Raw genomic sequence first — 23459 nt, forward strand, 5'->3', positions numbered from 1 at the left:
ACTAGAAAGGTTTGTCGCCGATGATCCCTGCCCGCTCCATTTTCCGGACGGCGGGCCAGTAATCCATGACGGCGTAATGCTGCGTGCTACGGTTATCCCAGATGGCGACGCTGTTCGGCTCCCACCTCCAGCGAACCTGGTATTCGGGGATCGCGGCCCGCCCCATCAGATAATGCAGCAGGTTGGCGCCGCCGGGCGCATAGTCCTGCCCATAGCGGACGTTCTCGGGCGCGTGGAAATTGGTGAAGTGCGTCGTGAAGGAGTTGACGAACAGCACCTTTTCGCCGGTTTCCGGGTGGGTGCGAACAACCGGGTGTTCGGCATCCGGATATTGTGCCTTCAACGCGTGGCGCTTCTCGATCGGCATGCGCGCACCGAAGCTCGCTTCGATAGAGTGGCGCGCATAAAGCCCGTCGATGGTTTCCTTGATGTGGTCGGGCAGGTCGGCATAGGCCTTGACCATGTTGGCCCACATCGTGTCGCCTCCGACCGCCGGGCCTTCGATGTAGCGTAGCACGGCGCCCATCGGCGGGCATGCGCGCCAGGTCGCATCGCAGTGCCAGGCATTCTCATAGAAGTCCGGCGGCGAATTCAGGTCCTTGTAGATGCAGACGAGGCCCGGGTGGTCGGGGTCGCTTCCGGCCACAGGGTGATCTTCAAGATCACCGAAGCGGTGCGCGAAGTCGACATGATCCCCCTTGCTGATCAGCTGGTTCCGAAGGAACAGCACCTTGTGCTTCAGCAGCTCGGCGTGAATTGCGCCGAACAGGTCGTCGTTGCGAGCAGCTTCGGCCAGGTCGACATCGACCAGTTCGGCGCCGATGTGCGCGGTGAGTTTCTCGACGCGCATCAGAAGGTGAAGATCGACGACCCGGTCGTCTTCCCTGCTTCGAGGTCGCGATGGGCCTGCTGCGCATCTTCCAGCGCATAACGCTGGTTGATCTCGATCTTGATCCGCCCGCTGGCAACATGACCGAACAGCGCGTCGGACAGTTCCTTACGTTCGGCCGGATCAGCGACGTAGTCGGCCAGCGCCGGCCGCGTGAAATAGACCGAGCCCTGGATTGCCATCTGCAGTGCGTCGATCGGCGGGAACGGGCCGGAAGCTGTGCCGCAGCCAACCAGCACGCCGCGGCGCTTCAGCGACTTCAGCGACGATTCAAAGGTATCCTTGCCGACCGTGTCGTAGACGGTCGTGACGCCCTTGCCGCCGGTCAGCTCCATGACCCGCTCCGCGACATTCTCGCGGCGGTAATAGATGATCTCGTCGCAGCCATAGCCCTTGGCGAGCTCGGCCTTTTCCTCGGTCGACACGGTACCGATCACGCGAAGGCCGAGCAGTTTTGCCCATTGGACCGCGATCAGCCCGACGCCACCCGCCGCCGCATGCAGCAGGACGGTGTCTCCGGCCTTCATCCACGGATTGGTCTTCAACAGCCAATAGGCCGCACTGAGGCCGCGCATGGTCGAGGCAGCGGCCACTTCATGGCTGATGCCGTCAGGCAGCTTGAACAGCGAAGGGACGGGCATGACCCGCTCGGTCGAATAGGCGCCCAGCGGACTGCCGGTATAGGTGACCCGGTCGCCGACCTTGAAGCCGGTGACACCAGGCCCAACCGCTTCGATGACACCCGAAGCTTCGACGCCCATCCCGTTGGGGATCGGAACCGGGTAGTAGCCCAGGCGGAAATAGGTATCCGCGAAATTGAGACCGACCGCTACGTGGCGGACGCGCACTTCGCCCGGGCCCGGATCGCCGACCGATACCTGCTCGTAGCGCAGGACTTCGGGGCCACCGGCCTCGTAAAAGCGTACGGCGTTCGCCATGTAACTCCCTCTCATTCCTTGGAGAGTCCGGCCTACGCCTGCCCCGCCTTGCAATTTGCACAAATCGTGACAAATTCTGTTTAGCTAGTGACAGGAGGCGCGGATGGAGCTGGTTCGGGCAGCAGCGCTGACGGGCTATTTCACCGTCGCTGGCGAACTGCAGCTTGAGACGCTCCCTCTCCTACGAAGTAACGGCCTCTCGCGCTCGATGCTCAAGAATCCCGAGCAGATGATCCCTGCAAGATCAGTCATTCGTCTGATGGAAGATAGTGCGGCCGCTTCGGGATGCATCACGTTCGGCCTCAGGATGGCCGAGCTTCGCGGCATCGCGGACCTCGGTATGGTCAGCTTGCTGATCGCCCACCAGACGACGCTTGGCGACGCGCTTTCCGTGCTGACCCAGTTCAGGAACCGCATCAACACCAACCTCGCGCTTCGAATCGAGGAATATGATGAGATGGTGATGCTGCGGGAGAATTTCGTGTTCGATCCGCCGATTCCGTCCCGACAGGCCGACGATCTGGCGCTTGGCGTGCTTGAGCAAATGTGCCGCTCCGTGCTGGGCAGCAATTGGAAGCCGATCGCGATCTGCCTTCCCTACGAACGCCCGCCACTTGAACAGTTGCGCGTCTTCCAGCGCATGTTCTCGAGCCCGCTCGAATTCAATGCGGAATTCGAAGGCATATTGCTCAATCGGTCCGATCTCGACCTGCCCAATCCCAGGTCGGACCCGGCGCTCGCCGAGCATGCGCGAAACCTAGTGAGCGCGATCATCGACCCCGGCGAACGGTCGGTAATGCAGGAGGTCGAGCAGGCCATTCAGATCCTGCTCCCGTCGGGCCGCGCTTCCGTTGGCAGCGTGGCCGACAGCCTTGGGATGACGGTCCGGACCCTGCAGCGCCGGCTGGATGAGGACGGGGCGCAGTTCAGCGAACTGCTCGATCGCGTCCGGGTCCGCGAGCTGAACCGGCACCTTGCACAGCGCCGCCTGCGCCTCACGGACATAGCCGACATGCTCGGCTATTCGTCCCTGTCCGCTTTCAGCAACTGGTATCGCGCCCGCTTCAACGAACCGCCAAGCGAAGCCCGCCGCCGTCTCCGGCAGCGGGCTGAACTTTAACGAACGCCGTCAGGCGACGTCGACGAGGACGATCTCGCTATCCTCGATGGCGGTAACGCGGATCTCGTCCATGTCTCCGATTGCCGCACCATCACGGGCTTCGACCCGGTTCCCGTCGATCTCCACCCTTCCGGTAGCCGGGACCAGATAAGCCTTGCGATCCTTGCCGAGCGGATAGACGGCCGTTTCTCCCGCCTTCACCGTCGCGCCGACCACCCGGGCATTGGCCCGGATCGGCAGCGCGTCGTCGTCGCCTTCGATGCCGGAGGCGAGGACAATGAACTTTCCGGCACGCTCGCCCTTGGGGAACGGCTTGGCGCCCCACTGCGGCTGGCCGCCGACCTGGTCCGGCATGATCCAGATCTGGAAGATGCGGGTGACCTCATCTTCCATATTATATTCCGCATGGGCGATTCCGCTGCCAGCCGACATGACTTGCACGTCGCCCGCCTCGGTGCGGCCTTCATTACCTAGGTTGTCGCGATGACTGATCGCCCCTTCCCGCACATAGGTGATGATTTCCATATTGTTGTGCGGATGAGGCGGAAAGCCCGACTTCGGCTGGATCTCGTCGTCGTTCCAGACGCGCAGCTTGCCCCACTGCGTCCGGTCCGGATCATAATAGTCGGCGAACGAGAAATGATGCTTGGCGTTGAGCCAGCCATGATTGGCCCCGCCAAGCGTTTCGAATTTCCGTACTTCGATCATGGTTCAACTCCTTACACTGCGACGGCGCGAAGCAAATGCTGAAGCGCTGCAGCGCTCCGGTCATTGAGACCTGCCGACATTGCGACCTCATCCGGCGTTCGCGCCGAAAGACGCGCCCAGTCGAGTCCGGATGCGATCCGGGAGACCTGCTGCCATTCCGATTTGCTTAGTTTTGGCATTGCCCCTCTCCGTCTTGTTGCAGCGGAGATAGGCTTTGACCCCTTTCCGGAAAACTGTGATAAAACCCGACAAACTATTTGGAAAAGTTGAATGGCAAATCCCGGCACGCCAACGCTCGATCAACTCCGCATTTTCCTGGCCGTGGTCGACGAAGGGAGCTTCAATGGCGCGGCGCGGAAACTCAATCGCGCCGTGTCGGTCATCAGCTATGGTATCGTGAACCTGGAGGCCCAGCTCGGCGTATCGCTGTTTGAACGCGAAGGCTCCAAAAAGCCCCGACTGACCGAGGCTGGCCAGGCCGTCCTCTCCGAAGCCAGGGCCATCGCCAACGATGTCGACGGATTGCGCGCAAAGGTTCGCGGCCTCTTGGAAGGCCTTGAGCCCGAGGTCGCGCTGGCGGTGGACGTTCTAATCCCGTCCCACCGCGTGGCCGCCATCCTCCGCGACTTCCAGTTTGCCTTCCCGACGGTCGCACTCCGCCTGCACGTCGAAGCACTCGGCGCCATTGCCGCACTACTCCTCGACGGCACTGCGCAACTGGGCATCGGTGGCCCGGTTATCGTCGACGATCCCTCGTTCGAGCGCGCTTCCGCGGGAACGGTCGAGCTAATCCCGGTCGCGGCGCCCACGCACGCGTTGGCGCAGATGGAAAAGCCGATGTCGGGAGCAGCGCGCAACTATATCCAGCTGGTGCTGACCGATCGTTCGCCGTTAACTCAAGGGCGCGACTTCGGGGTAATGAGCAGCAGGTCGTGGCGGCTTGCCGATCTCGGCGCCAAGCATGCGCTCCTTCTCGAAGGCATTGGCTGGGGCAATATGCCGCGCGAGATGGTGCAAGCCGATCTCGACAGGGGCCGGCTGGTGGAGCTTCACCTCCCAGATCATCGCGGCGGGGTCTATGGGTTGTCCGCGCTGTGGCGGCGCGATCAGCCACCCGGGCCCGCAACGCGATGGCTGCTCGACCGGTTCGTCGAGTGGGATCGGGGCGCCGCAAGGCCGTCCGTTTAATTCATTCTAATTTATCGAACAACTTATCTCATATTTATGGGCTAAATCAGAACGCCTGCAGAGCCTAAATCATCGTCATTCCAAACCCAAACAAGGGGAACGACAATGATTGCTCCAGTTTCAAACAACCCCGCCCTCATCGTCGGCGGAAACAATTCATCGGATTATGCGGCGGCCGCGGGACGTGCCCTGCTCGCCACGATCTTCATCTTGAGCGGTATCAGCAAGGTCGCCGATCCTACTTCATCGCTGGGCTATATCAGCTCGGTCGGCTTGCCCTTCCCGGAAGTCGGCCTCGGCATTGCTATCCTGGTTGAGATCGTCGGCGGCATCGCCCTGGTCCTCGGCTATCGCACCAAGCTGGTCGCAACTCTACTCGCGCTGTTTAGCGTCGCGACGGCAGTGTTCTTCCACTCGGCGCTGGGCGACCAGAACCAGTTCATCCACTTCTTCAAGAACATCGCCATGGCCGGCGGCCTGCTCCAGGTCGCAGCGTTCGGTGGCGGCGCGGTTTCGATCGACAACCGGCGCTAAGCACACAACATCATTCGGGCCGGGCGGAAACGCCCGGCCTTTCATTTGGGCGCCCGCGTATAATCCGCCCGAAAACTCGCGTTTCTGCTTCCCAGCCTGTTCAATCTTTGCCAACCTAAGCTGCCGTGGATGCAGAGGGTCGGTGAAGGATTCATTCGTCTATTCGCTTTTCGAAGAAGCAACGCCCGGAACATTCGAGGATGGATATGTCTTCGTGATTCCACCGGATCTGGCCACTGCCGATCAGGATCCTGATGCCGGTTACTGGCACTGCGACATCGCCCACGACAACGACTTAACCTGGTCGGACATGGTCTACCTGCTGTTCGGTCTGCCCGCAGGAACCCCGGTCCAGCGCGATTGGGCAGTGGCCCGCTATACGGAGCCTTCCAGAACGATACTTGAACGGGTGCGGACCTATGCACTGCGTCGGAAGCTGGGCTTCATCATCGACGCTGCAATCCGGGGCGTAGGCGACAGTCACCGCTGGATCAGGGTGCTCGCGGTCCCGATACTATCGAAGCGAAACGGGCGTGTCGTCGCGCTGCACGGCCTCAAACGACCGATCTAGCGAATGGTCCGTCTGCTGAATTCCCAAGGCGGCTGGTGGAGCTGAGGGGAATCGAACCCCTGACCTCTGCAGTGCGATTGCAGCGCTCTCCCATCTGAGCTACAGCCCCGCGCCTTACGGTGAGGCGCTCCATTAGCGGGCGATTTCCCCTCTGGCAACGCCCTCCCACACTCCTTTTTCGCTCTAGCGCTCGGCCCTTTCGTTTCGGCTTTGAGGCTGGAACGGCGACCCCGATCCTTCGTTTCAAAATCGTCCAAGTTCAAGCGGCGGGGCTTGTTCGAAAAAGGAGGATTTTCCATGGCTTATGACAGATTTGAAAGCCGTAGGGGTTGGCGCGAGCCGCAGTCCCGATACCGCCGCGACGACAATGATCGGTTCGAATCCAGGAGCTTCGGCTGGGACCGCGAAGACGATCGTTCGGATCGTGGATTCTTTGAGCGTGCGGGCGACGAAGTCGCCAGCTGGTTCGGGGACGAGGATGCCGAGCGGCGTCGGCGCGAAGACATAAGGAATCGCGGCGAGGACGACAGCTGGGGACGGCAGCGCGCCTTCGGTGAAGACGAGCCCACGCGGTACGACCGGCAGGCCCGCTATCGTGACGAGGGTTACAAGCGCCCTTATACCGGCCGTTCCTTCGGCAGCCGCCCGTCCGGAGGCGAGGGCGATCGCTATCGGCCTATGACCGGCGACTATGGCCGCTCCGCCAGCCGGGATCGAGACGAGGACCGCCGCAGCGGCAGCTTCACCGGCATGGCCTCGACCAGCGGAAGCAGCCAGCTCCACGATCCGCATTACAGCGAATGGCGCCGTCGCCAGATCGATGCGCTTGACCGCGACTATGACGACTATCGCCGGGAGAACCAGAACCGGTTCGAAACGGAGTTCTCGAACTGGCGAACGACCCGTCAGGGCAAGCGCCAACTCCTCGGCCAGGTACGCGACCATATGTCGGTCGTCGGATCGGACGATGAGGAAATCGGAACGATCGACCATGTCCGCGGCGACCGGATCATCCTGACCAAGGGCGACAGTGAGGATGGCCGCCATCATGTCATCAGCTGCTCGCAAGTCGATCGCGTTGAAGCTGACCGGGTGATACTCGATCAGCCAGCGGCGGAGGCCAAGAGGCGGTTCCTGAATGAAGACCGTTCGGGCGGCTTCTTCCGCGATGACGATGACCGGGACAACGGTCCGCACATCCTGAACCGCGCATTCTCGGGCACCTACGAACGCTAGCTCCCGCAGATGAAACGTCAGGCCCGGACGCACCCTTGCGTCCGGGCCTTTTGTTTGCGCGAGATCATTCCGTCATCCCGGGCTTGACCCGGGATCCGCCTTTTCTTTTCATGGCCGATGTCCGAAGGAAGATTAGGCAGGCCCCGGATCAAGTCCGGGGTGACGAAATTGGGAGACGACCGATGGCGCGAGCTTGGCATCTGATGCAGCGGCCGCAGGGAATGCCGGTGACGGGAGATTTCGCGCTCAAGGACTTCGCACTGCCCGAGCTTGGCGACGGCATGGTCCGCGTCCGCAACCGCTGGCTTTCGGTCGACCCCTACATGCGCGGACGCATGAACGATGTGAAAAGCTATGTCCCGCCGTTCGAAATCGATGCGCCCATGTCCGGCGGCGCGGTCGGCGAAGTGGTGGAAAGCCGGGATCCCAGCCTGGCCGTCGGCGACATGGTGCTGCACATGAGCGGCTGGCGCGATGAGACGGTCGAGCCGGCGTCGAATTTCAACAAGCTGCCCGCAATTCCCGGCGTCGAACCGCAGGCTTTCCTCGGCAATCTCGGCCTGACCGGCGGCACCGCCTATTTCGGTCTTCTCGAGGCAGCGTCGGCCAAGGAAGGCGACATCGTGTTCGTGTCAGCAGCGGCGGGCGCGGTCGGATCGGCTGTCGTCCAGATCGCCAAGGCTAGGGGCATGACCGTCATCGGTTCGGCCGGCGGCGCGGAGAAGTGTGAGTTCGTCCGTTCGCTCGGCGCCGATGCGGTGGTCGACTATAAGGCTGGCCCGCTGTTGAAGCAGCTCGCCGAGGCCGCGCCGAAAGGCATCGGCGTCTATTTCGACAATGTCGGCGGCGACCATCTCGACGCGGCACTGGCACTGGCACGGAAAGACGCCCGCTTCGCCATCTGCGGCATGATCGAGGGCTATAACGAAGCCCAGCCGACCTGCCTCAAGTTCATCATGCGGATCATCGCCATGCGCATCCGCCTGCAGGGCTTCATCTACACCGATTACATGGCGAAGATGGGCGAATTCTACCGCGAGATGGGCGGCTGGATCGCCAGCGGACAGGTCAAATCGCGCGACACGGTTGCGGAGGGACTGGACCAGACGCTCGGCGCCTTCCTCGGCCTGTTCAGTGGGGCGAACACGGGGAAGATGCTGGTAAAGCTTTGAGCGCAGCCATGCCGGGGAGCATGGCGAGCACAGCTCTTATGGCAGCTTTCGACCCATTGCGGACATCACTGCGATGCATTTCCTGCGCCTTCCGTCGGCACAATTTGATGATATGATTTCGCCTTCGTAACGGTGGAGGATGCATGTTCCACGCGGTCCGCCAATGGTGGAGCAATGGGCGTGGCAAGGTCACGGCGAGGCTGTTCCTGTTCGAATTCCTGGTCGTGATGGCCGGCGTGCTTGCGGCTCAATGGCTGCAGCAGCGTCAACAGCAACTTTCCCTTCGTGAGGACGCTCGTTCCCTCCTCGCGGCCAGCCGGGAAAGCCACGAGTATATGATTGCGCGCAGCCTCCATTGGCGCATCCACGGGCCGTGCGTCATCGCTCGCGCAGAAGCGATCGCCAGGGCGGCCGGTGAAGGGAGAATCATGACTCGGGCTGAGATCGGCAGGCCGGCATTGCCATCGACCGACGTCGTCAACTGGACACCTGCATTGGTTGGAGCCGCAATCGACCTGATGGGGACGGCGAAGGTGGCGGATTACCAGCAGCTGGAAGCCAATGCCCTAATCATCGACGGCATCACCGACCGGATTTCGGGCGATTGGGCGATCTTCAACTTGCTTGACCCAGCCTATGGCAAGCCGTCGCCCCAGGACTTTGCAAATGTGCGCCTGGCCGCAATCAGGGTCGCGTCCAATGTTCGCGTGTTGCAGTTCAAATATGGCGAAGATGAACCCGTCGCCCGAAGGCTGGGATTGAAGCCGTCGCCTGACTTCGGCACCGGTGTGTTTGACAGTTGTGGCATGCTCCGAAACTGGAAGTAGGGGCTGGGGATGTTTCAAGCGGTCCGCCAGTGGTGGGGTAATGGACGAGGCAAGGTCACGCTACGCCTTTTCCTGTTCGAGTTCGTCGTGGTGGTGGCGGGGGTTCTCACCGCGCAGGCACTCGCCAGCTGGGTTGCTGGTCGCGTCGAGCAACGGTCCGTGAGCGAAGAAGATGATCGCGTCCGCTATGAGATTGGACGGGCACGGCAGGTCGCTCGCATCTGGTCCGCCTCGGTTCCTTGCCTGATAGCGCGAGTCGAGAGCATTGCACGCAAGGCCGCGACCAACGGCCAAGTCGATGTCGGCGAGCTCAAAGTGCCGCGATTTGTCGGCTACACGGTCGAGCCGCTTTCATCGGACATGAATCGCGAATTTCACGACCGGTTCGGGAATGAACGCATCGACAATTATACGGTGGTGGCGACGGCCAGCGTGACCCTCGTCAATAGCTATCGCGATGTGCGTCGGGGATGGGATCGCTTTTCTCTACTGGATCCGGCGCTCGGTCCACCATCTGCCGCTGATCGCGCAACCGTTCGCGATGTCGCCGTGCAGCTGCGCTCGCAGCTCGAACTGATCGGCATGTCGGCTCAGATGATTGAAGCCACGGCGGCCGGCCTCGACATCCAACCGCTCAAATCCGGCGCCGACTTTGGCGCGATTGTGCCGGTGGCAAGCTGCAACGAGATTTGGCGCACCGGGCGCATCTGGCGCGACTAGCGTCCGCTTTCCGCCCGTTGCGGTCGTTAGCAAATAGGGCTGTCCTACAGAGTATCGATCGTGCCATGGCCGCTGCGCTCTTTGAAATCGCAGGCAAATAGCGGCCGCGCGCACGACGAGTTCGGAGTGATATGACAACGCGCTCGGCTTGGACGATCCGGGCTAAAAACTAACCCACTACTGTGAACATTCGTGAAGATTCGCGCGAATAGTGACTAGCGCGCGTAGTTGCAGCTCGCGGGATTGCCGGTCGAAAGACCGCGACGAAGCGCTTCCATTCGCTGCGCCGACGTGCCGTGGGTGAAGTTGTCCGGCGACACCTTGCCCTGGGTCAGCATGTCGTCGCCGATCGCTTCGGCTGCACGCATGCCCTCTTCAATATCGCCCTGCTCCAGGGCGCCCGACCGCGCAGCCCATACACCCGCGTAGCAATCCGCCTGCAGCTCGACCCCGACCTGCACCTGGTTGCCCTGCGTCTGGCTGACGCGCGCTTGTGCTGACTGGGCCTTGTCGAGCGTGCCCTCCAGGTTCTGGATGTGGTGGCCGACCTCATGCGCGATGACATAGGCCTGGGCGAAATCGCCGGGCGCTCCGAAGCGCCGACTCAACTCCTCGAAGAAGGCCGGATCAATGTAAATCTTCTGGTCAGTCGGGCAGTAGAATGGACCCATTGCCGCCTGCGCAGCGCCGCAGCCCGACTGGTTGTAATTGGTATAGGCGACCAGGTTGGTCGGCTGATATTTGGACCCGGCTTGCTGAAAGATCTGCCCCCATACCTGTTCGGTATTGCCTAGGACCTGGGTCAGGAACCGCCGCTGTTCCTCGGGCAGGGTGGATTTGCCACCACCTCCGCCGCCGCCAAGCATTCCGCCGCCGCCGCCGAACTGTGTCAGCGCGCAATAGCCAAGACCAAGGATGATGATCCCGACGATTCCGAAGCGGGACGCAACCAGGGGCAACAGCATGCCCAAGCCGCCGCCCAGGTTCATGCCGCCGCCACCGCCCGTGCGGTCTTCGAAATTCGAACTTTCGGGTCCGTCACCAAAGCGCATGACACTCTCCCTGTGTATCGCACTTCCAATGCTTCACCCGCGTAACGGTTGCAATCGCGGTCGCGGGTCGCGAGAGCTAGTTGAAAGGAGATTCGATTCCAATGAAGCTTCAGGGCAAGACCGCGCTGGTTACCGGCTCAACCTCCGGCATTGGCCTCGCCGTTGCCCGGGCCTTCGCGTTCGAAGGCGCCAGCCTGATGATCAATGGCTTCGGCGACGCAGCGGAAATCGAGGCAATCCGGCAGGAATTGGAAACGTCGTCCGGCTCGCAAGTCCTCTATGACAATGCCGATCTCGGCGATGCGGGCGCGATCGAAGCGATGGTCAAGCGCTGCGCCCATGAGCTCCGGTCGCCGGATATATTGGTCAACAATGCGGGCATCCAGTTCGTGTCGCCGGTCGAAAGCTTTCCCGTCGACAAGTGGGAAGCGATCCTGCGCATCAACCTCTCCGGGGTCTTCCACACCACGCGGCTTTGCATTCCCGCAATGCGCGAGCGCGGCTGGGGCAGGATTATCAATACGGCTTCGGCCCACAGCCTCATCGCCTCGCCCAACAAGTCGGCCTATGTCGCCGCCAAGCATGGCGTTGCCGGCTTCACCAAGACCGTGGCCCTTGAAGCGGCCCGCGACGGAGTGACCGTCAACTGCATATCGCCGGGCTATGTCTGGACGCCGCTGGTCGAAAACCAGATCCCGGATACGATGCGGGCCCGCAACCTGACCCGCGAGCAGGTGATGAACGACGTTCTGCTCGCCGCCCAGCCGACCAAGCGGTTCGTCAGCGTCGACGAAGTGGCGAGCCTCGCGCTCTACCTCACCAGTGACGGCGCCGCCTCGATCACCGGCGCCAATCTCAGCATGGACGGCGGATGGACCGCCGCCTAGGCTGACCCGATGCGGATCCTGGCTTCACTCTTGCTCCTTGCCGTTACGTCCTGCGCGACCACGCAGGCGCCCTCGGCGACGACGGGCTGGCAGGAGGTGGTTACTCCGGAAGACCGGATCAGGCTTCGCGACTGGCGCACCGCCTTCACTCGCGCGCTCGACCAGGCGAATGCCGCCAACCATGCAGCAGAGATTGCGAACGAGGGGGCCCTGCTGGAGCCCGATGCTGCCGTTGGCGGGCCAATCCCCAACGGCGACTATCGCTGCCGTGTGATCAAGCTGGGCGCCAAGAGCCAGGGCATGCTGGAATATGTCGCCTATCCGGCGTTCCGCTGCCGGATCGATCAAGGCAAGATGCAGCGCTTCACCAAGCTCACCGGATCGCAGCGTCATGTCGGGAAAATCTATCCCGGCGATCAGCTGCGGGAAGTCTTCCTTGGTACCTTGGTGCTGGGCGATGAAACCCGGGCCTATCAATATGGCCGTGACCGCGATCGGGATGTGGCCGGCTGGGTCGAGCGTATCGGCGACAATCGCTGGCGGATGGTGCTGCCTTATCCGAACTATGAATCGCTTCTCGACGTGATCGAGCTTGTTCCGGAGCAATAGATGAAACGTAACGTGCTGGCCCTTCTTGCCGCCTCCATTCTTGCTGCCCCGGCTTCCGGGGCGACGCTGAATGAAGCTGTCCGCGCCGATCTGCCGCTCCTGATGAACGTCTACCGGGACATGCATGCCAATCCGGAGCTCAGCATGCAGGAGGTTCGGACACCGGCGAAGATGGCGCCGGAAATGCGCAAGCTCGGTTTCGAAGTGACGGAGCATGTCGGCAAGAGCGGCCTGATCGCCGTCCTGCGCAACGGACCGGGGCCGGTGCTGATGCTGCGCGCCGACATGGATGCCCTGCCGGTGAAGGAACAGACAGGACTGCCATTCGCCTCAAAGGCGATCGGCAAGCTTCCCGACGGCAGCCCCACGCCGGTGATGCACGCCTGCGGCCACGATACCCATATCGCGGCCTGGCTCGGCACGGCGCGGCGTTTGGCCGCGATGAAGGGTCAATGGTCTGGAACGCTGGTGATGAACCTGCAGTCGGGCGAGGAAACCGGTGAGGGCGCGAGGGCGATGCTCGGCGACGGTCTCTACACGCGCTTCCCGAAACCTAACTACGTGCTCGCCTTCCACGATTCCGCCATTTTGCCTGCCGGGGTCATTGGGCTGACGCCGGGCTACACGACTGCGAGTGTCGACAATGTCGACATCGCGGTCCGTGGCGTCGGCGGTCACGGCGCGAGCCCGCAGTCGACCAAGGACCCGATCGTTCTCGCATCACGCATCGTCGTTGCGCTGCAGACATTGGTAAGCCGCGAGAAGAACCCGCTCGATCCGGCCGTGCTCACCGTCGGGAGCTTCCAGGGTGGCAACAAGCACAACGTCATTCCCGACGAAGCCAAGCTCCAGCTGACCGTCCGAACCTACAAGCCGGAAGTACGCAAACTGCTGCTGGACGGCATCGCGCGGATCGCCAGGGGCGAAGCAATCTCCGCGGGCGTGCCCGACGACAAGATGCCGGTCGTCACCATCCGCGAAGACCAGCACACCCCGGCGACGCTGAACTCGGAAAAGTTCGCCAATCGCACGCTTGAGCTGTTCACCAGCCACTTCGGCGCAAACCGGACGACAGTGCTGCAGCCGTTCATGGTCGGCGAGGACGTCGGCCGCTATTGGCTCAACGATCCATCCGTCGAGGGAACGCTTTTCTGGATCGGCGGCGTACCACAGGCGAAGTGGGATGCGGCAGGCGGCGACACGACCAAATTGCCATCATTGCATTCGCCCTTCTGGGCGCCCGACGCAGAGGTCGTGATTTCGACGGCAACCGAGGCGATGAGCCTGGCCGCGCTGGAAGTCTTGAAGAAGAGCTAGGCCAGCTTGCGGTAGATCCGGACGACTGTTTCTTCGGCAATCGTCATAAGAACGCATCGGCCCGGCTCGCCAGAACAATGAAAGCTATGAGTAATGAGTTCCACCAAAGATCCAGGTAGGATTGCCGTATCGTTCATCGTCGATGCCGACCCCGTCTTTGCTTACACTGGTTGGCACCTGGCACATTCTGTAGTCGAGCATCTTGGGCTGCCCTGGGACGACATTCACGTCCAGTTTACGCCGGAAGTTCCGGATCAGACCCTAGACGAATTTCGGCACCTCGGTTGCTCTGCCCATCGCCTAAGTCGGTTTGGCGACGGACGTTACTGCAACAAGCTCGCACAGTGGGAGAATCTCAGAAATGCTCCCGGAGATCATTTCGTATTTCTCGACACAGATATGATTTGCGTTTCCGATTTTTCGACCTTGCTTTCCCCAACAGCGATAAGTGCAAAAATCGTTGACCTCGAAAATCCAAAGCTGCCCCTATTGCAGGAGCTATTTGAACGGGCCGGCTTTCGCGATCATCCACCGATAGTTGCCATTGAGGCTCGGGAGGGTGCGACCTTTCAGGGTAACTGCAATGGAGGCCACTATTCGGTGCCGCGGCAATTTGCTGACGAATTGTTCGGGGAGTGGCGGCGATTTGCCCAGCTGTTGCTGGATGACATCGAACCGCTGCGAATTGCGGGAAAACAAAGCCACGTCGACCAGATCTCTTTCTGCATGGCGTTACATGCAACCGGCTTCCCCTTCGAACCACTCGCTTCAAACGCCAATTATTTCTTGCACTTTGTCGGTGAGCACGCCGAGCGCAATGTCGACCATCCATTAGCGCTGCTGCACTACCATAATAGCTCATTGAACGTGGTGGGGCTGCTTGAACCGAAGGGCGTTGTCACTGCTGAGGAAAGCGAAGCGGTTTCCCGGGCGAATGATCAAATAAAGGCCAACTTCAATCCAACGCTCTTCTGGGAATTTCGCTACCGACATTTCCCGGAGCGTGGATCAGGCGTTGGATCTCGAGGCGCGAACTTGGAATATAAGCGTACGCTTCTGCGTGGCGAGGGCATTAAAGATGCATCCACTGTTCTTGATGTGGGATGCGGGGACTTGGAAGTCGTTAGCGGCCTAAATCTGAAGGCATATCTGGGACTTGATACCTCGGTCGAAAGCTTGGAACGCGCAGCAAGGTTGCGCCCAGAGTGGCGCTTTGCATTGGTTCCGCCTGCCGTAACTGACCGTGCAGAATTCGTAATCTGTTTCGAGGTCGCCATCCATCAGGAAACGGCGGAAGACTATCTGGCACTGATTGATTTCTTAGCTCAAAGTACGGAACGAACTCTGATCGTCTCAGGCTATGAGGCGCCGACGGAAGCGATCGCCGCAAATCACATGCTCTATTTTCACGAAGCGCTATCCGAAAGTCTAGCAAGGACCGGCCGGTTTTCTTCCATAAAAAAGGTCGGCGCGCACACCGACGTAACTGTGTTTCGCTGCGACGTAGGCCAAATTCATTCCGGGACAACGGCGTTGAGCTAGGCGAGCTTGCGATAGATCCGGACGACTATCTCTTCCGCGATCACCATCGTCACCACGACAATGATCAGCCAAACGATGCCATGCAGCACGCCCTCGAACTTCACATCCTCGCCGAAGGCCAGGGTTAGCGCCTCCAGGATAACGAACTTGGATCCGAACAGAACCAGCCATGCGCAGAAGAAGCGCATGAATTTCATGAACCCGCCAGGCTTGGATTTGAAATAGGCGGCAACCTTATGCTCGACCGCGATCGTCGCTTTCAACAGCAGCTGGAGAACGATCGATGCCAGCAGCATCGTCGTGAAGGTGTCGACGAATACCTTGTCCGAATATTGATCGAACAGGCCCAGGACGACCAGGTCGACCAAGGCCCCAACGAAGTAGAGAAGGAAAAGCCGCTGCCGGTCCGAATGGGTGCCGACTGCGGAAACCGGCATTAAGGCGTCGCCATCCACCGACATCATGCGCTCCCAGCGAGAAGTGCTCAACGGGTTTGTAACTGCTCCGAATCTACCCGTCGAGTAAGGCAAAACACCGGAAGGTGGTCCGGTTTTTCCCTACTCCGCGGCCCAAACCTTGGATTTCTCGACGATCGTGAGTTCGCGGAGCAGCCCGTCGACGCTCCCCGTGAGATCGTCGAGGAATGTGATCTGGTGGCGTGCGCCGCGATAGGATTCCACTAGCAAGATGGCGTCGATCAGGATCGGTACGACCGCGCTTTCGGGATCTTCCAGCTCGGCGATTCCCCGCAACTTTTCCAATGCTTTGCGCCGCGCGCCTTCCGGATCTGACATGGCGGCGGCCCGGCCTATCAGCCAACCCATCGTTCGATTCTCCCTGCAAGGACATAAGGTTAACTCATGTCCGGCTGCAGGCCAGCTCCGGCAGGCGTGAACGGGCACCGTCTCGGCGTAAAATGCGGCTTGGAGGATTGAACGAAGAGGGCCGGCAAATCGGGGGCTTTGTCGGCCCTCTCCTATCCTTCCCCCGCCCCACCGCTCTCCCGTGCGGATAGTCAGAGGGGAGCGCGACGGGCTGCCAGCGCTCCCCAGGGGACTTGGACGAAACACCGGATATCAGGTCGCCGTCCGCGCGCGGAAGTTACCGAAAGATAATGTTGCGGAAACGCATCGTCCCGATCTGGGTCATGCACTCTGTGCCTTCTGGCCCGGATGGGATATGCATTGAGCCGTGGGGACGGGGCTTCAACACTCATCGGGTAGGGTCATCGCGCTTGGCCGCCTGATGCTTGCGACCCTGTACCTGATTGCGGTTTGGCTGGACGCGGAACTTCCGGTTCATCAGCCGTCCGCAACCTACGGACTACTGATCGTCTACATTCTGTTTGCCGCGGCGATCGCGGTCATAACCTGGTCAAGCTGGTGGCATGATGCCCGCCTCGCCGGTCCTGCACACGCTCTGGATATCGCGATTTTCACGCTGCTGGTCTTGCTGACTGACGGGCATACCAGTCCTTATTTCGCGTTCTTCATGTTCGTCATGCTATCGGCGGCCATTCGTTGGGGCTGGCGAGCCACTGCCCTGACGGCTGTCCTGCTGGCCTTGATGTTCACGATCAGCGGCTTGGTTGATTTGACGCCGGGCGAGCAGCTTGAACCGGACCGCTTTGTCATCCGGGCAGGTCATCTCGCCATCCTGTCGATGATTTTGATCTGGTTTGGAGCAAGTCGGCAGTGGCCGCGCGTCGCCATCGGCGAATTCGAAATCAATGGCCATCCGTCCCTTGACGAATCTCCGCTGGAGGGCGGGCTTCGGTCGGCTTTGGAAGGCCTTCGATCAGACCGGGGATTGATACTTTGGCGCGATCAAGGGAGAGACCGCGTAACCGGCATCGCAATTGAGGGCCAAGCGGTGACTGAGCTGGAATCGGCGCCGTCTCACGTTGACCTTGGGATCAATGGTGTTCCCTTCCTGTACAATCTCGCCAAAAGGCGCGCCTTGTGGCGTGATACGGACCGCAACCTGGTCGCATTCGACCCGTACGACAGAATAGGGGCCGAATCCGCGAGGCAGTTACAGCTCGCCCATGGGCTGGCGATTCCGCTGCGTGCGGACGGCGGTGAAGGGATCATGTACCTGGAAGGTGTCCGCGGGCTGTCGACCGACCATCTGGATGCCGGCGTTCAGGCAGGAGCCAGGGCCTCCGCTCACATTCAGCGACATCGGCTGCTTCGCGCTGCGGAGGAGAATGCCGAAGCCCGGTCGCGGCTCGTGCTGGCTCGCGACCTTCATGACAGTGTCGTGCAATTCCTGGCAGGAGCCGCATTTCGGCTCGAGGCAATGAAGCGCGCCAATTCCGCCGGCCGCGATGTCGATGATGAGCTCAATGAACTTAAACAACTCATGCTTCAGGAGCAGCGCGAGTTGAGGTCGTTCATCACGTCATTGCGCAGCGGGCCGCTAACTGCGTTCAGTGACCTTGCAAAGGATTTGAAGGGCCTTGCAACCCACCTTTCCCGCCAATGGGACATAAAATGCGAGTTTGTTGCGAAACCAGCCGAACTGATGATCCCGACCCGGATCCGGCTGGATGCGCATCAGCTGATGCGTGAAGCGGTGGCCAATGCTGTCCGCCATGCCGGCGCCAAGTCGGTAAGTGTTGAAGCTTCCGCGAAGCACGACACACTCCAGCTCGAATTCATCAATGACGGTGCGGAATTTCCAACTCGCGGCGGTCGGCTGGAAATGCCATCGTCTCTAAAGGATCGTGTGGAACAGGCCGGCGGCGTTCTGGATCTTGCCCGGGGAATGGGCGTCACGAAGCTTTCCATCAACCTGCCCATTGCCGAGGCAACCTACTGATGCGCATTTTGCTTGTTGATGATCACCCCATGATCAGGGCTGCTATCGAAGTGCTGCTTCGCGACACCGGATATGAGGTGGTCGGCATGGCAGGCACGGGCGAGGCCGCACTGGGCGAGATCCAGCGACTTCGCCCAGACCTCCTGCTATTGGATCTCCAAATGCCAGGCGGAAACGGCCTGGAAGTACTTCGACAGCTTCGCGCAGAAAAATCTACGGTTGGGGTCATTCTTCTGACGGCCGCCGTCGATGACACCGAACTGCTGGAAGCGAAGGCGCTGAAGGTACGCGGAATCGTACTCAAGAACTCCGATCCGGCTTATTTGCTGGAGTGCCTGGACAGCGTGAGCGCAGGCCGGATGTGGATCGATCCAGAGCTTGCCAAGAGAAGCCGCAAGCTTTCGTCGAGCGCCAATCACGCGACCTTGCAGCTAGCGCCCCGTGAACGGCAGTTGATCGCTTTCGTTCGTAAGGGCCTCAGGAACCGGGAAATTGGTGAGCAGCTGGGAGTCACCGAAGGAACGGTCAAAGCCTATTTACATGCCATCTACGAAAAGCTCGGCGTTACCAATCGCACCGAACTGGCGATCCGAGCCGATGAATTCCTGGCAGGTGGATGACAAAAAAGAAGGGTGAGAAGCCCCCGCCCACACCCTTCTAATAGTCAATATATAACGCAGATTTAGAAATTGCGCTAGCTTTTAAGTACTACCCTCAAACCAACTGGCTGCTTCGCGAACGCGCTGCGCTTCCTCAGGCCTCATCACGAGCACGGCTTCGGCGGTAGCGACAATCACCAGCCCTTCAACGCCTATGGCAGCCACTTTCGGACCGCTGGTTCGGATAAGGGTGTCTTTGCAATCGAGTGCGAGGACGCCGGCCGGGATCGCGTTGCCGGCCTCGTCCTTGTCGGATGCGTCCACCAGGGCCTGCCAGCTGCCGATATCCGACCATCCCATCGAAACCGGTACCACCGAAACTCGGTTGGAATGCTCCATCACGGCGTAATCGATCGACTTTGCCGGGGCATTCGCGAAGGCCTGCTCCTCGACCCTGGCAACTGCACCGTCGCGCTCGCTCCGGTCCAGGGCCGCCTGCGCCGCATCCAGTATAGCCGGAACGTAGGCCGCAAGCTCTGCGCGCCACGTCTTCGCGGAGCCGAGGAAGATGCCGGCATTCCAATAATAGCCGCCCGCAGCGATCATCTGCTGCGCCTTTTCCAGGGGAGGCTTCTCGACGAACCGGTCGACCGGGCGCAACTGGCCGTCTCCTCCTCCGGCCGCAATATATCCGAATCCCGTCGCCGGATGGTCAGGCTCGATGCCGAAGGTTACGAGCCGCCCAGCTTCCGCGGCATCCCGCGCGATTTCGATGGCCGTGTGAAATGCGGCGACATCGCCAATATGATGGTCGCTTGGGCAGATGAGGAGAAGTTCATCTTCGTCTGCCCACGCGGCCGCCAATGCAATTGCAGCCGCGCTGTCGCGCTTGCACGGTTCCAGGATGATCGCGGCTGCGCTGGCGCCCAGAGCACGAAGGTCTGCCTCCTGGGCCTGGTTCGCGACGATGATGGGAGCCGCGAATTGCTCACCAAAGCGATCAAGAGTCTGTTCGAACAAGCTTTTTTCGCCAAGCAAAGACAGCAAGTGCTTCGGCTTCGCGCTGGTCGAAAGCGGCCACAGCCGCGTTCCAGCACCGCCGGCAAGAATTACGGGGCGGATCGGCCGCCGTTCGGTTGAATCAGCCATGTGGTCGTGTCGCTTAAACCACCGCGCAACGCCAGTGTTCATCATTCCTTTGTAAAAATTTGCGACACCTATAGAATGTCGGTGGATTTGACAGTGGGGGCTCAATGGAGGCGGTGATTGCCTTCTGGACGCACGCGCTTGCTGCGGCCCTTTTCTCATCGCTGACGCTTTGGGAGCTTCGGCGTGGGCTGGGCGAAAGCGAGCAGCGCATGCTCCTTGCCGCGTTCGCGCTAACCGCCTGCTGGGCCTGGGCAACGGCGATGGCGCCAACCAGCATGCTGGCCGCCTATTCCGAAACGGCGCGCAACCTCGTCTGGGTCGGCGTCCTTTACCGCCTCGCGGGCATCGACAGCATTGACGAGCAGCGCGGTGTGAAGCCCGTCTACGCAGCGGTCGCATGCGTTCTTGGCCTGCAACTCATGGTCGACGCGCTCCCGCTGATCGTGAATACGGAGGAGATCAGCCCCGGCCATGCGCTGGTTTTGACTGCCCTGATCCTTCGTTTGACCGCCGCAGCGGGCGCATTGGTGCTGGTGCATAATTTCTACGGCCAGGCTGCACCGGCAAGTCGCGGATCAATCCGGTTCGCGATGATCGCGCTCGCCGGAATGTGGGCCTACGACCTCAACCTATACACGATCGCCTATATCGACCCTGGCGCCGCGCAGGGCCTGTTTAACTGGCGTGGGCTGGTCATGGTCGTTGCTGCGCCCCTTTTCGCGATCGGCGGCGAGCATGACGATCGCTGGCGGATCCGGCTTTCCCGCGCAGCTACCTTCCAGAGCCTGTCGATGCTGGCCATCGCCGGCTATCTTGCCGTGATGGCCGTGCTTGTCACGGCGCTGCGGGATTCCGGTGTCGATTGGACGCGCGCGATGCTGATCGTGCTGCTCGCGGCCATGACCATTGGGGCAATTGTCCTGCTTCCATCCAGCCGCGCCCGTGGCTGGGCCAAGGTCAAGATCGCAAAGCACCTGTTCGAACATCGCTATGATTATCGCACCGAGTGGCTGCGGTTTACCGAAACCATCGGCGCCAGCGGGCCAAAGGCGCCGCCGCTGGGCCAGCGGGTGATCAAGGCGTTTGCCGATATCCTTGACGCCCCGGGCGGGCTGCTGCTCGTTGCAGACGAGCATGGCACCATCGAGCCGGCGGCCGAATGGAACTGGTCAGGAAGCGCCAACCTTGGCGCAGCGATCCCAAGCGCCGAAGCGCTGGCTTTCTGGCTGTCGGTCGGCGCCGAAGGAAGGATCATCGATTTCGATGCGCTCGGCGGCGGCTGGGCCGATGCAAGGGACCGGGAGCTCGACATTCCTGCGCCCTTGCTTGGCGAAGAACAGGCCTGGACCGGGGTTCCGCTGATCCATGACGACCGGCTGGTTGGCCTCGTCTTGCTGGCTTCCCCCGACTACCGCCGGCCGCTCGACTGGGAGGATTTCGACCTGCTGCGGACGGCGGGAAGGCAGGCCGCGTCGTCACTGGCGGAAGCCCACGCCCAGCAGACTTTGATGAATGCGCAGCGGTTCGAAGACTTCAACCGACGGTTCGCCTTCATCCTCCATGACGTGAAAAATCTCGTCAGCCAGCTTTCCCTATTGGCTCGCAACGCCGAGCGGCATGCCGACAATCCCGAGTTCCGGTCAGACATGGTCGCGACGTTGAAGGGATCGGTCGGCAAGATGAACGATCTGCTGGACCGTCTTTCTCCAAGCCCGGACCAGCGGCCGGCCAAACTTGAGCCGACCCCGATCCGAGCGCTGGTCGCTTCCGCCATCGCAGCCAAGCGCGGCGATCATGAAGTCCTGCTGCTCGGCGACGGAAGCCCTTGGGTCATGGCCGACCCGCTTGGGCTGGAACAGGCAATCGGACACCTGGTCCAGAACGCGGTCGACGCCAGCGAGCCTCATCAGCCGGTTACGGTGCGAATGGGAAATCACGAGGACCAAGTCACGATTGCCATTAGCGACTGCGGTGTCGGCATGGATGCGGACTTTGTCAGGACCCGCCTGTTCCAGCCGTTCGCTTCGACCAAGAAGGGCGGATTTGGAGTTGGCGCATTCGAAGCAAAGAGCCTGATCGCAGCAATGGGCGGCCGCCTCGTCGTTGAAAGCCGGCCAGGCGAAGGCAGCATGTTTACCATTACCCTTCCAGCCGCGGAAGCGGCGAGTGACACCCAACGGAAAAGCGCATGAGCGATACTGCAAACGCCGCCGCCGAATTGCCGGTCCTGCTCATCGTCGAAGATGACGAAGGGCTTCAGCGCCAATTGAAGTGGGCCTACGAAGGCTACCAGGTGGTCAGTGCGACCGACCGTGGGCAAGCCATCGATATGGTTCGCCTTCATGAACCCGCCGTTGTGACACTCGACCTCGGGCTTCCGCCAGATCCGGATGGGACCAGTGAGGGATTTGCGACGCTGTCCGAAATCCTGGCGCTGAAGCCTGATACAAAGATCATCGTCGCTTCCGGCCATGGTGCCCGCGAAAGCGCGCTAAAGGCCATCGCGCTGGGCGCCTATGATTTCTATCGCAAACCGGTCGATATCGACGAGCTTGGCCTGATCGTCAGCCGGGCTTTCCACCTGCAGGAGATCGAGGCCGAAAACCGTCGTTTGGAAGCCGCTGGCGGCAACGCTACTGCGATGGGGGCCCTCCTTACCGCAAGCCCAGAGATGGTGAAGGTGCTTCGGACGATCGACCGGGTTGCCAACGCCGATGTTTCGGTGATGCTGCTTGGCGCGAGCGGTACCGGCAAGGAACTCTTGGCCCGGGCGGTGCACGAGAAATCCTCACGCGGCAAAGGCGAGTTCGTCGCCATCAATTGCGCGGCGATTCCGGAAAACCTGCTGGAAGCCGAGCTGTTCGGCTACGAGCGCGGCGCCTTTACCGGAGCGGTCAAGATGACGCCGGGCAAGATCGAGCTTGCCCAGGGCGGAACCTTGTTCCTCGATGAAGTCGGCGACATCCCCCTGCCCCTGCAGGTCAAGCTACTGCGATTCCTGCAGGAGCGTGTGATCGAACGCATCGGTGGCCGGTCACCGATCGCGGTCGATACGAGAATCGTTTGCGCGACCCATCAAGACCTGGATTCCATGATCGCCCAAGGTCGCTTCCGTGACGACCTTTACTACCGTCTTGCCGAGATCGTCGTGAAGATCCCGTGCCTGTCGGAACGTGCCGGAGATGCGGTGCTTCTGGCCCGCCATTTCGTCAGCCGCTTCGCGCGGGAACTGAATGCCAAGGTTCAGAGCCTTTCGCCCGATGCAGCGGATGCGATCGATGGCTACGGCTGGCCTGGCAACGTTCGTGAACTCGAAAACCGGATCAAGCGCGCCGTGATCATGGCAGACGGCAAGAGCGTCACCGCCGCCGACCTCGATCTATCTGGAGCGAAGGGCAGCGACGCGGAGCCACTGCCGATCAATCTACGCGCCGCACGAGAAGTTGCCGACAGGCGCGCGATCCGACAGGCACTGACGCGGACCGAGAACAACATCAGCGGCGCTGCCAAGTTGCTCGGAATTAGCCGTCCGACGCTTTACGACCTTATGAAGCAATATCGCCTCGGAGCCTGACGAA

24 protein-coding genes and 1 tRNA gene are annotated in these 23459 nt (G+C 61.1%); 16 read left to right on the plus strand and 9 right to left on the minus strand.

The window, feature by feature from the left end:
- Position 1 precedes the first annotated feature (1 nt).
- Together LZ496_RS05510 and LZ496_RS05515 are read right to left on the minus strand one after the other, a co-directional pair.
- A complete protein-coding gene (locus LZ496_RS05510) occupies positions 2–850 on the minus strand; it encodes a TauD/TfdA dioxygenase family protein (RefSeq protein WP_249903585.1) in 849 nt (282 codons plus the stop codon).
- Entirely contained in the window at positions 850–1827 is a 978-nt protein-coding gene (locus LZ496_RS05515) for a quinone oxidoreductase family protein (protein ID WP_249903586.1), read from the minus strand. Before LZ496_RS05515 ends, LZ496_RS05510 begins: the two co-directional genes overlap by 1 nt.
- 103 nt (positions 1828–1930) lie before the next feature.
- On the opposite strand from LZ496_RS05515, the gene LZ496_RS05520 reads away from it, so the two are divergent.
- The gene (locus tag LZ496_RS05520) at positions 1931–2947 is read left to right on the plus strand and encodes an AraC family transcriptional regulator (RefSeq protein ID WP_249903587.1); all 1017 of its coding nucleotides are present in this window, start codon (positions 1931–1933) and stop codon (positions 2945–2947) included.
- A 9-nt stretch (positions 2948–2956) separates the two neighbouring features.
- Here the strand turns inward: LZ496_RS05520 and LZ496_RS05525 are convergent, their stop codons facing one another.
- Positions 2957–3655, minus strand: a complete 699-nt coding sequence (locus LZ496_RS05525) for a pirin family protein (protein ID WP_249903588.1) — start codon at positions 3653–3655, stop codon at positions 2957–2959.
- Positions 3656–3666: 11 nt separating this feature from the next.
- Positions 3667–3834, minus strand: a complete 168-nt coding sequence (locus LZ496_RS05530; protein WP_249903589.1) for a hypothetical protein — start codon at positions 3832–3834, stop codon at positions 3667–3669.
- Positions 3835–3925: 91 nt separating this feature from the next.
- Between LZ496_RS05530 and LZ496_RS05535 the strand changes: the two genes are divergently transcribed.
- From LZ496_RS05535 to LZ496_RS05545, 3 genes are all read left to right on the plus strand, one after another.
- Positions 3926–4843, plus strand: a complete 918-nt coding sequence (locus LZ496_RS05535; protein ID WP_249903590.1) for a LysR family transcriptional regulator — start codon at positions 3926–3928, stop codon at positions 4841–4843.
- Positions 4844–4948: 105 nt separating this feature from the next.
- Positions 4949–5377 (plus strand): DoxX family protein, encoded by a 429-nt coding sequence (locus tag LZ496_RS05540; RefSeq protein WP_249903591.1) that lies wholly within the window; start codon positions 4949–4951, stop codon positions 5375–5377.
- Between the two features lie 142 nt (positions 5378–5519).
- Entirely contained in the window at positions 5520–5948 is a 429-nt protein-coding gene (locus LZ496_RS05545) for a hypothetical protein (RefSeq protein WP_249903592.1), read from the plus strand.
- Positions 5949–5981: 33 nt separating this feature from the next.
- Here LZ496_RS05545 and LZ496_RS05550 read toward each other — a convergent pair.
- Positions 5982–6057 (minus strand) — tRNA-Ala (locus LZ496_RS05550).
- Between the two features lie 188 nt (positions 6058–6245).
- Here LZ496_RS05550 and LZ496_RS05555 point away from each other — a divergent pair.
- The 4 genes from LZ496_RS05555 to LZ496_RS05570 all read left to right on the plus strand — a co-directional run bounded on the left by LZ496_RS05555 (position 6246) and on the right by LZ496_RS05570 (position 9903).
- Positions 6246–7184, plus strand: coding sequence for a DUF2171 domain-containing protein (locus LZ496_RS05555; protein WP_249903593.1), 939 nt, complete (start codon positions 6246–6248; stop codon positions 7182–7184).
- Between the two features lie 182 nt (positions 7185–7366).
- Positions 7367–8356 (plus strand): NADP-dependent oxidoreductase, encoded by a 990-nt coding sequence (locus LZ496_RS05560; protein WP_249903594.1) that lies wholly within the window; start codon positions 7367–7369, stop codon positions 8354–8356.
- 143 nt (positions 8357–8499) lie between these two features.
- Complete coding sequence (locus tag LZ496_RS05565; protein WP_249903595.1) at positions 8500–9183, plus strand: hypothetical protein; 684 nt, start codon at positions 8500–8502, stop codon at positions 9181–9183.
- 9 nt (positions 9184–9192) lie between these two features.
- The gene (locus LZ496_RS05570) at positions 9193–9903 is read left to right on the plus strand and encodes a hypothetical protein (protein ID WP_249903596.1); all 711 of its coding nucleotides are present in this window, start codon (positions 9193–9195) and stop codon (positions 9901–9903) included.
- Between the two features lie 215 nt (positions 9904–10118).
- Here the strand turns inward: LZ496_RS05570 and ypfJ are convergent, their stop codons facing one another.
- Complete coding sequence (gene ypfJ, locus LZ496_RS05575; RefSeq protein ID WP_249903597.1) at positions 10119–10955, minus strand: KPN_02809 family neutral zinc metallopeptidase; 837 nt, start codon at positions 10953–10955, stop codon at positions 10119–10121.
- Positions 10956–11056: 101 nt separating this feature from the next.
- Between ypfJ and LZ496_RS05580 the strand changes: the two genes are divergently transcribed.
- From LZ496_RS05580 to LZ496_RS05595, 4 genes are all read left to right on the plus strand, one after another.
- Positions 11057–11842, plus strand: a complete 786-nt coding sequence (locus LZ496_RS05580; RefSeq protein ID WP_249903598.1) for a 3-hydroxybutyrate dehydrogenase — start codon at positions 11057–11059, stop codon at positions 11840–11842.
- 9 nt (positions 11843–11851) lie between these two features.
- A complete protein-coding gene (locus LZ496_RS05585) occupies positions 11852–12451 on the plus strand; it encodes a DUF4893 domain-containing protein (RefSeq protein WP_249903599.1) in 600 nt (199 codons plus the stop codon).
- Positions 12452–13768 (plus strand): amidohydrolase, encoded by a 1317-nt coding sequence (locus tag LZ496_RS05590; protein WP_249903600.1) that lies wholly within the window; start codon positions 12452–12454, stop codon positions 13766–13768.
- Positions 13769–13861: 93 nt separating this feature from the next.
- Entirely contained in the window at positions 13862–15310 is a 1449-nt protein-coding gene (locus LZ496_RS05595; protein WP_249903601.1) for a methyltransferase domain-containing protein, read from the plus strand.
- Here LZ496_RS05595 and LZ496_RS05600 read toward each other — a convergent pair.
- Positions 15307–15747 carry a hypothetical protein gene (locus LZ496_RS05600; protein ID WP_249903602.1) on the minus strand — a complete coding sequence of 147 codons (441 nt, stop codon included), beginning with the start codon at positions 15745–15747 and terminating at the stop codon, positions 15307–15309. The genes LZ496_RS05595 and LZ496_RS05600 overlap by 4 nt on opposite strands.
- Positions 15748–15867: 120 nt before the next feature.
- On the minus strand, positions 15868–16134 hold the full coding sequence (locus LZ496_RS05605; RefSeq protein WP_249903603.1) for a hypothetical protein: 267 nt from the start codon (positions 16132–16134) through the stop codon (positions 15868–15870).
- 367 nt (positions 16135–16501) lie between these two features.
- Between LZ496_RS05605 and LZ496_RS14040 the strand changes: the two genes are divergently transcribed.
- The gene (locus LZ496_RS14040) at positions 16502–18133 is read left to right on the plus strand and encodes a sensor histidine kinase (RefSeq protein ID WP_249903604.1); all 1632 of its coding nucleotides are present in this window, start codon (positions 16502–16504) and stop codon (positions 18131–18133) included.
- Positions 18133–18753 carry a response regulator gene (locus tag LZ496_RS05615; protein WP_283937882.1) on the plus strand — a complete coding sequence of 207 codons (621 nt, stop codon included), beginning with the start codon at positions 18133–18135 and terminating at the stop codon, positions 18751–18753. Before LZ496_RS14040 ends, LZ496_RS05615 begins: the two co-directional genes overlap by 1 nt.
- 81 nt (positions 18754–18834) lie before the next feature.
- On the opposite strand, the gene LZ496_RS05620 is transcribed toward LZ496_RS05615, so the two are convergent.
- The gene (locus LZ496_RS05620) at positions 18835–19881 is read right to left on the minus strand and encodes a mannose-1-phosphate guanylyltransferase (protein ID WP_249903606.1); all 1047 of its coding nucleotides are present in this window, start codon (positions 19879–19881) and stop codon (positions 18835–18837) included.
- A 104-nt stretch (positions 19882–19985) separates the two neighbouring features.
- Here LZ496_RS05620 and prsK point away from each other — a divergent pair, with 104 nt between their 5' ends.
- Together prsK and prsR are read left to right on the plus strand one after the other, a co-directional pair.
- A complete protein-coding gene (gene prsK / locus LZ496_RS05625) occupies positions 19986–22073 on the plus strand; it encodes an XrtA/PEP-CTERM system histidine kinase PrsK (protein WP_249903607.1) in 2088 nt (695 codons plus the stop codon).
- Positions 22070–23455: a PEP-CTERM-box response regulator transcription factor gene (prsR, locus tag LZ496_RS05630; RefSeq protein WP_249903608.1), complete on the plus strand. Its 1386-nt coding sequence runs from the start codon at positions 22070–22072 to the stop codon at positions 23453–23455. Before prsK ends, prsR begins: the two co-directional genes overlap by 4 nt.
- The last annotated feature ends 4 nt before the right edge of the window (positions 23456–23459 follow it).

This window comes from Sphingomonas caseinilytica, from assembly GCF_023516455.1.
GTDB lineage: Bacteria > Pseudomonadota > Alphaproteobacteria > Sphingomonadales > Sphingomonadaceae > Sphingomicrobium > Sphingomicrobium caseinilyticum.

Coding starts and splice junctions, on each gene's coding strand:
- LZ496_RS05510 (WP_249903585.1), bottom strand. CDS start 850: ATGCGCGTCGAGAAACTCACCGCGCACATCGGCGCCGAACTGGTCGAT.
- LZ496_RS05515 (WP_249903586.1), bottom strand. CDS start 1,827: ATGGCGAACGCCGTACGCTTTTACGAGGCCGGTGGCCCCGAAGTCCTG.
- LZ496_RS05520 (WP_249903587.1), top strand. CDS start 1,931: ATGGAGCTGGTTCGGGCAGCAGCGCTGACGGGCTATTTCACCGTCGCT.
- LZ496_RS05525 (WP_249903588.1), bottom strand. CDS start 3,655: ATGATCGAAGTACGGAAATTCGAAACGCTTGGCGGGGCCAATCATGGC.
- LZ496_RS05530 (WP_249903589.1), bottom strand. CDS start 3,834: ATGCCAAAACTAAGCAAATCGGAATGGCAGCAGGTCTCCCGGATCGCA.
- LZ496_RS05535 (WP_249903590.1), top strand. CDS start 3,926: ATGGCAAATCCCGGCACGCCAACGCTCGATCAACTCCGCATTTTCCTG.
- LZ496_RS05540 (WP_249903591.1), top strand. CDS start 4,949: ATGATTGCTCCAGTTTCAAACAACCCCGCCCTCATCGTCGGCGGAAAC.
- LZ496_RS05555 (WP_249903593.1), top strand. CDS start 6,246: ATGGCTTATGACAGATTTGAAAGCCGTAGGGGTTGGCGCGAGCCGCAG.
- LZ496_RS05560 (WP_249903594.1), top strand. CDS start 7,367: ATGGCGCGAGCTTGGCATCTGATGCAGCGGCCGCAGGGAATGCCGGTG.
- LZ496_RS05565 (WP_249903595.1), top strand. CDS start 8,500: ATGTTCCACGCGGTCCGCCAATGGTGGAGCAATGGGCGTGGCAAGGTC.
- LZ496_RS05570 (WP_249903596.1), top strand. CDS start 9,193: ATGTTTCAAGCGGTCCGCCAGTGGTGGGGTAATGGACGAGGCAAGGTC.
- ypfJ (WP_249903597.1), bottom strand. CDS start 10,955: ATGCGCTTTGGTGACGGACCCGAAAGTTCGAATTTCGAAGACCGCACG.
- LZ496_RS05580 (WP_249903598.1), top strand. CDS start 11,057: ATGAAGCTTCAGGGCAAGACCGCGCTGGTTACCGGCTCAACCTCCGGC.
- LZ496_RS05585 (WP_249903599.1), top strand. CDS start 11,852: ATGCGGATCCTGGCTTCACTCTTGCTCCTTGCCGTTACGTCCTGCGCG.
- LZ496_RS05590 (WP_249903600.1), top strand. CDS start 12,452: ATGAAACGTAACGTGCTGGCCCTTCTTGCCGCCTCCATTCTTGCTGCC.
- LZ496_RS05595 (WP_249903601.1), top strand. CDS start 13,862: ATGAGTTCCACCAAAGATCCAGGTAGGATTGCCGTATCGTTCATCGTC.
- LZ496_RS05600 (WP_249903602.1), bottom strand. CDS start 15,747: ATGCCGGTTTCCGCAGTCGGCACCCATTCGGACCGGCAGCGGCTTTTC.
- LZ496_RS05605 (WP_249903603.1), bottom strand. CDS start 16,134: ATGGGTTGGCTGATAGGCCGGGCCGCCGCCATGTCAGATCCGGAAGGC.
- LZ496_RS05615 (WP_283937882.1), top strand. CDS start 18,133: ATGCGCATTTTGCTTGTTGATGATCACCCCATGATCAGGGCTGCTATC.
- LZ496_RS05620 (WP_249903606.1), bottom strand. CDS start 19,881: ATGGCTGATTCAACCGAACGGCGGCCGATCCGCCCCGTAATTCTTGCC.
- prsK (WP_249903607.1), top strand. CDS start 19,986: ATGGAGGCGGTGATTGCCTTCTGGACGCACGCGCTTGCTGCGGCCCTT.
- prsR (WP_249903608.1), top strand. CDS start 22,070: ATGAGCGATACTGCAAACGCCGCCGCCGAATTGCCGGTCCTGCTCATC.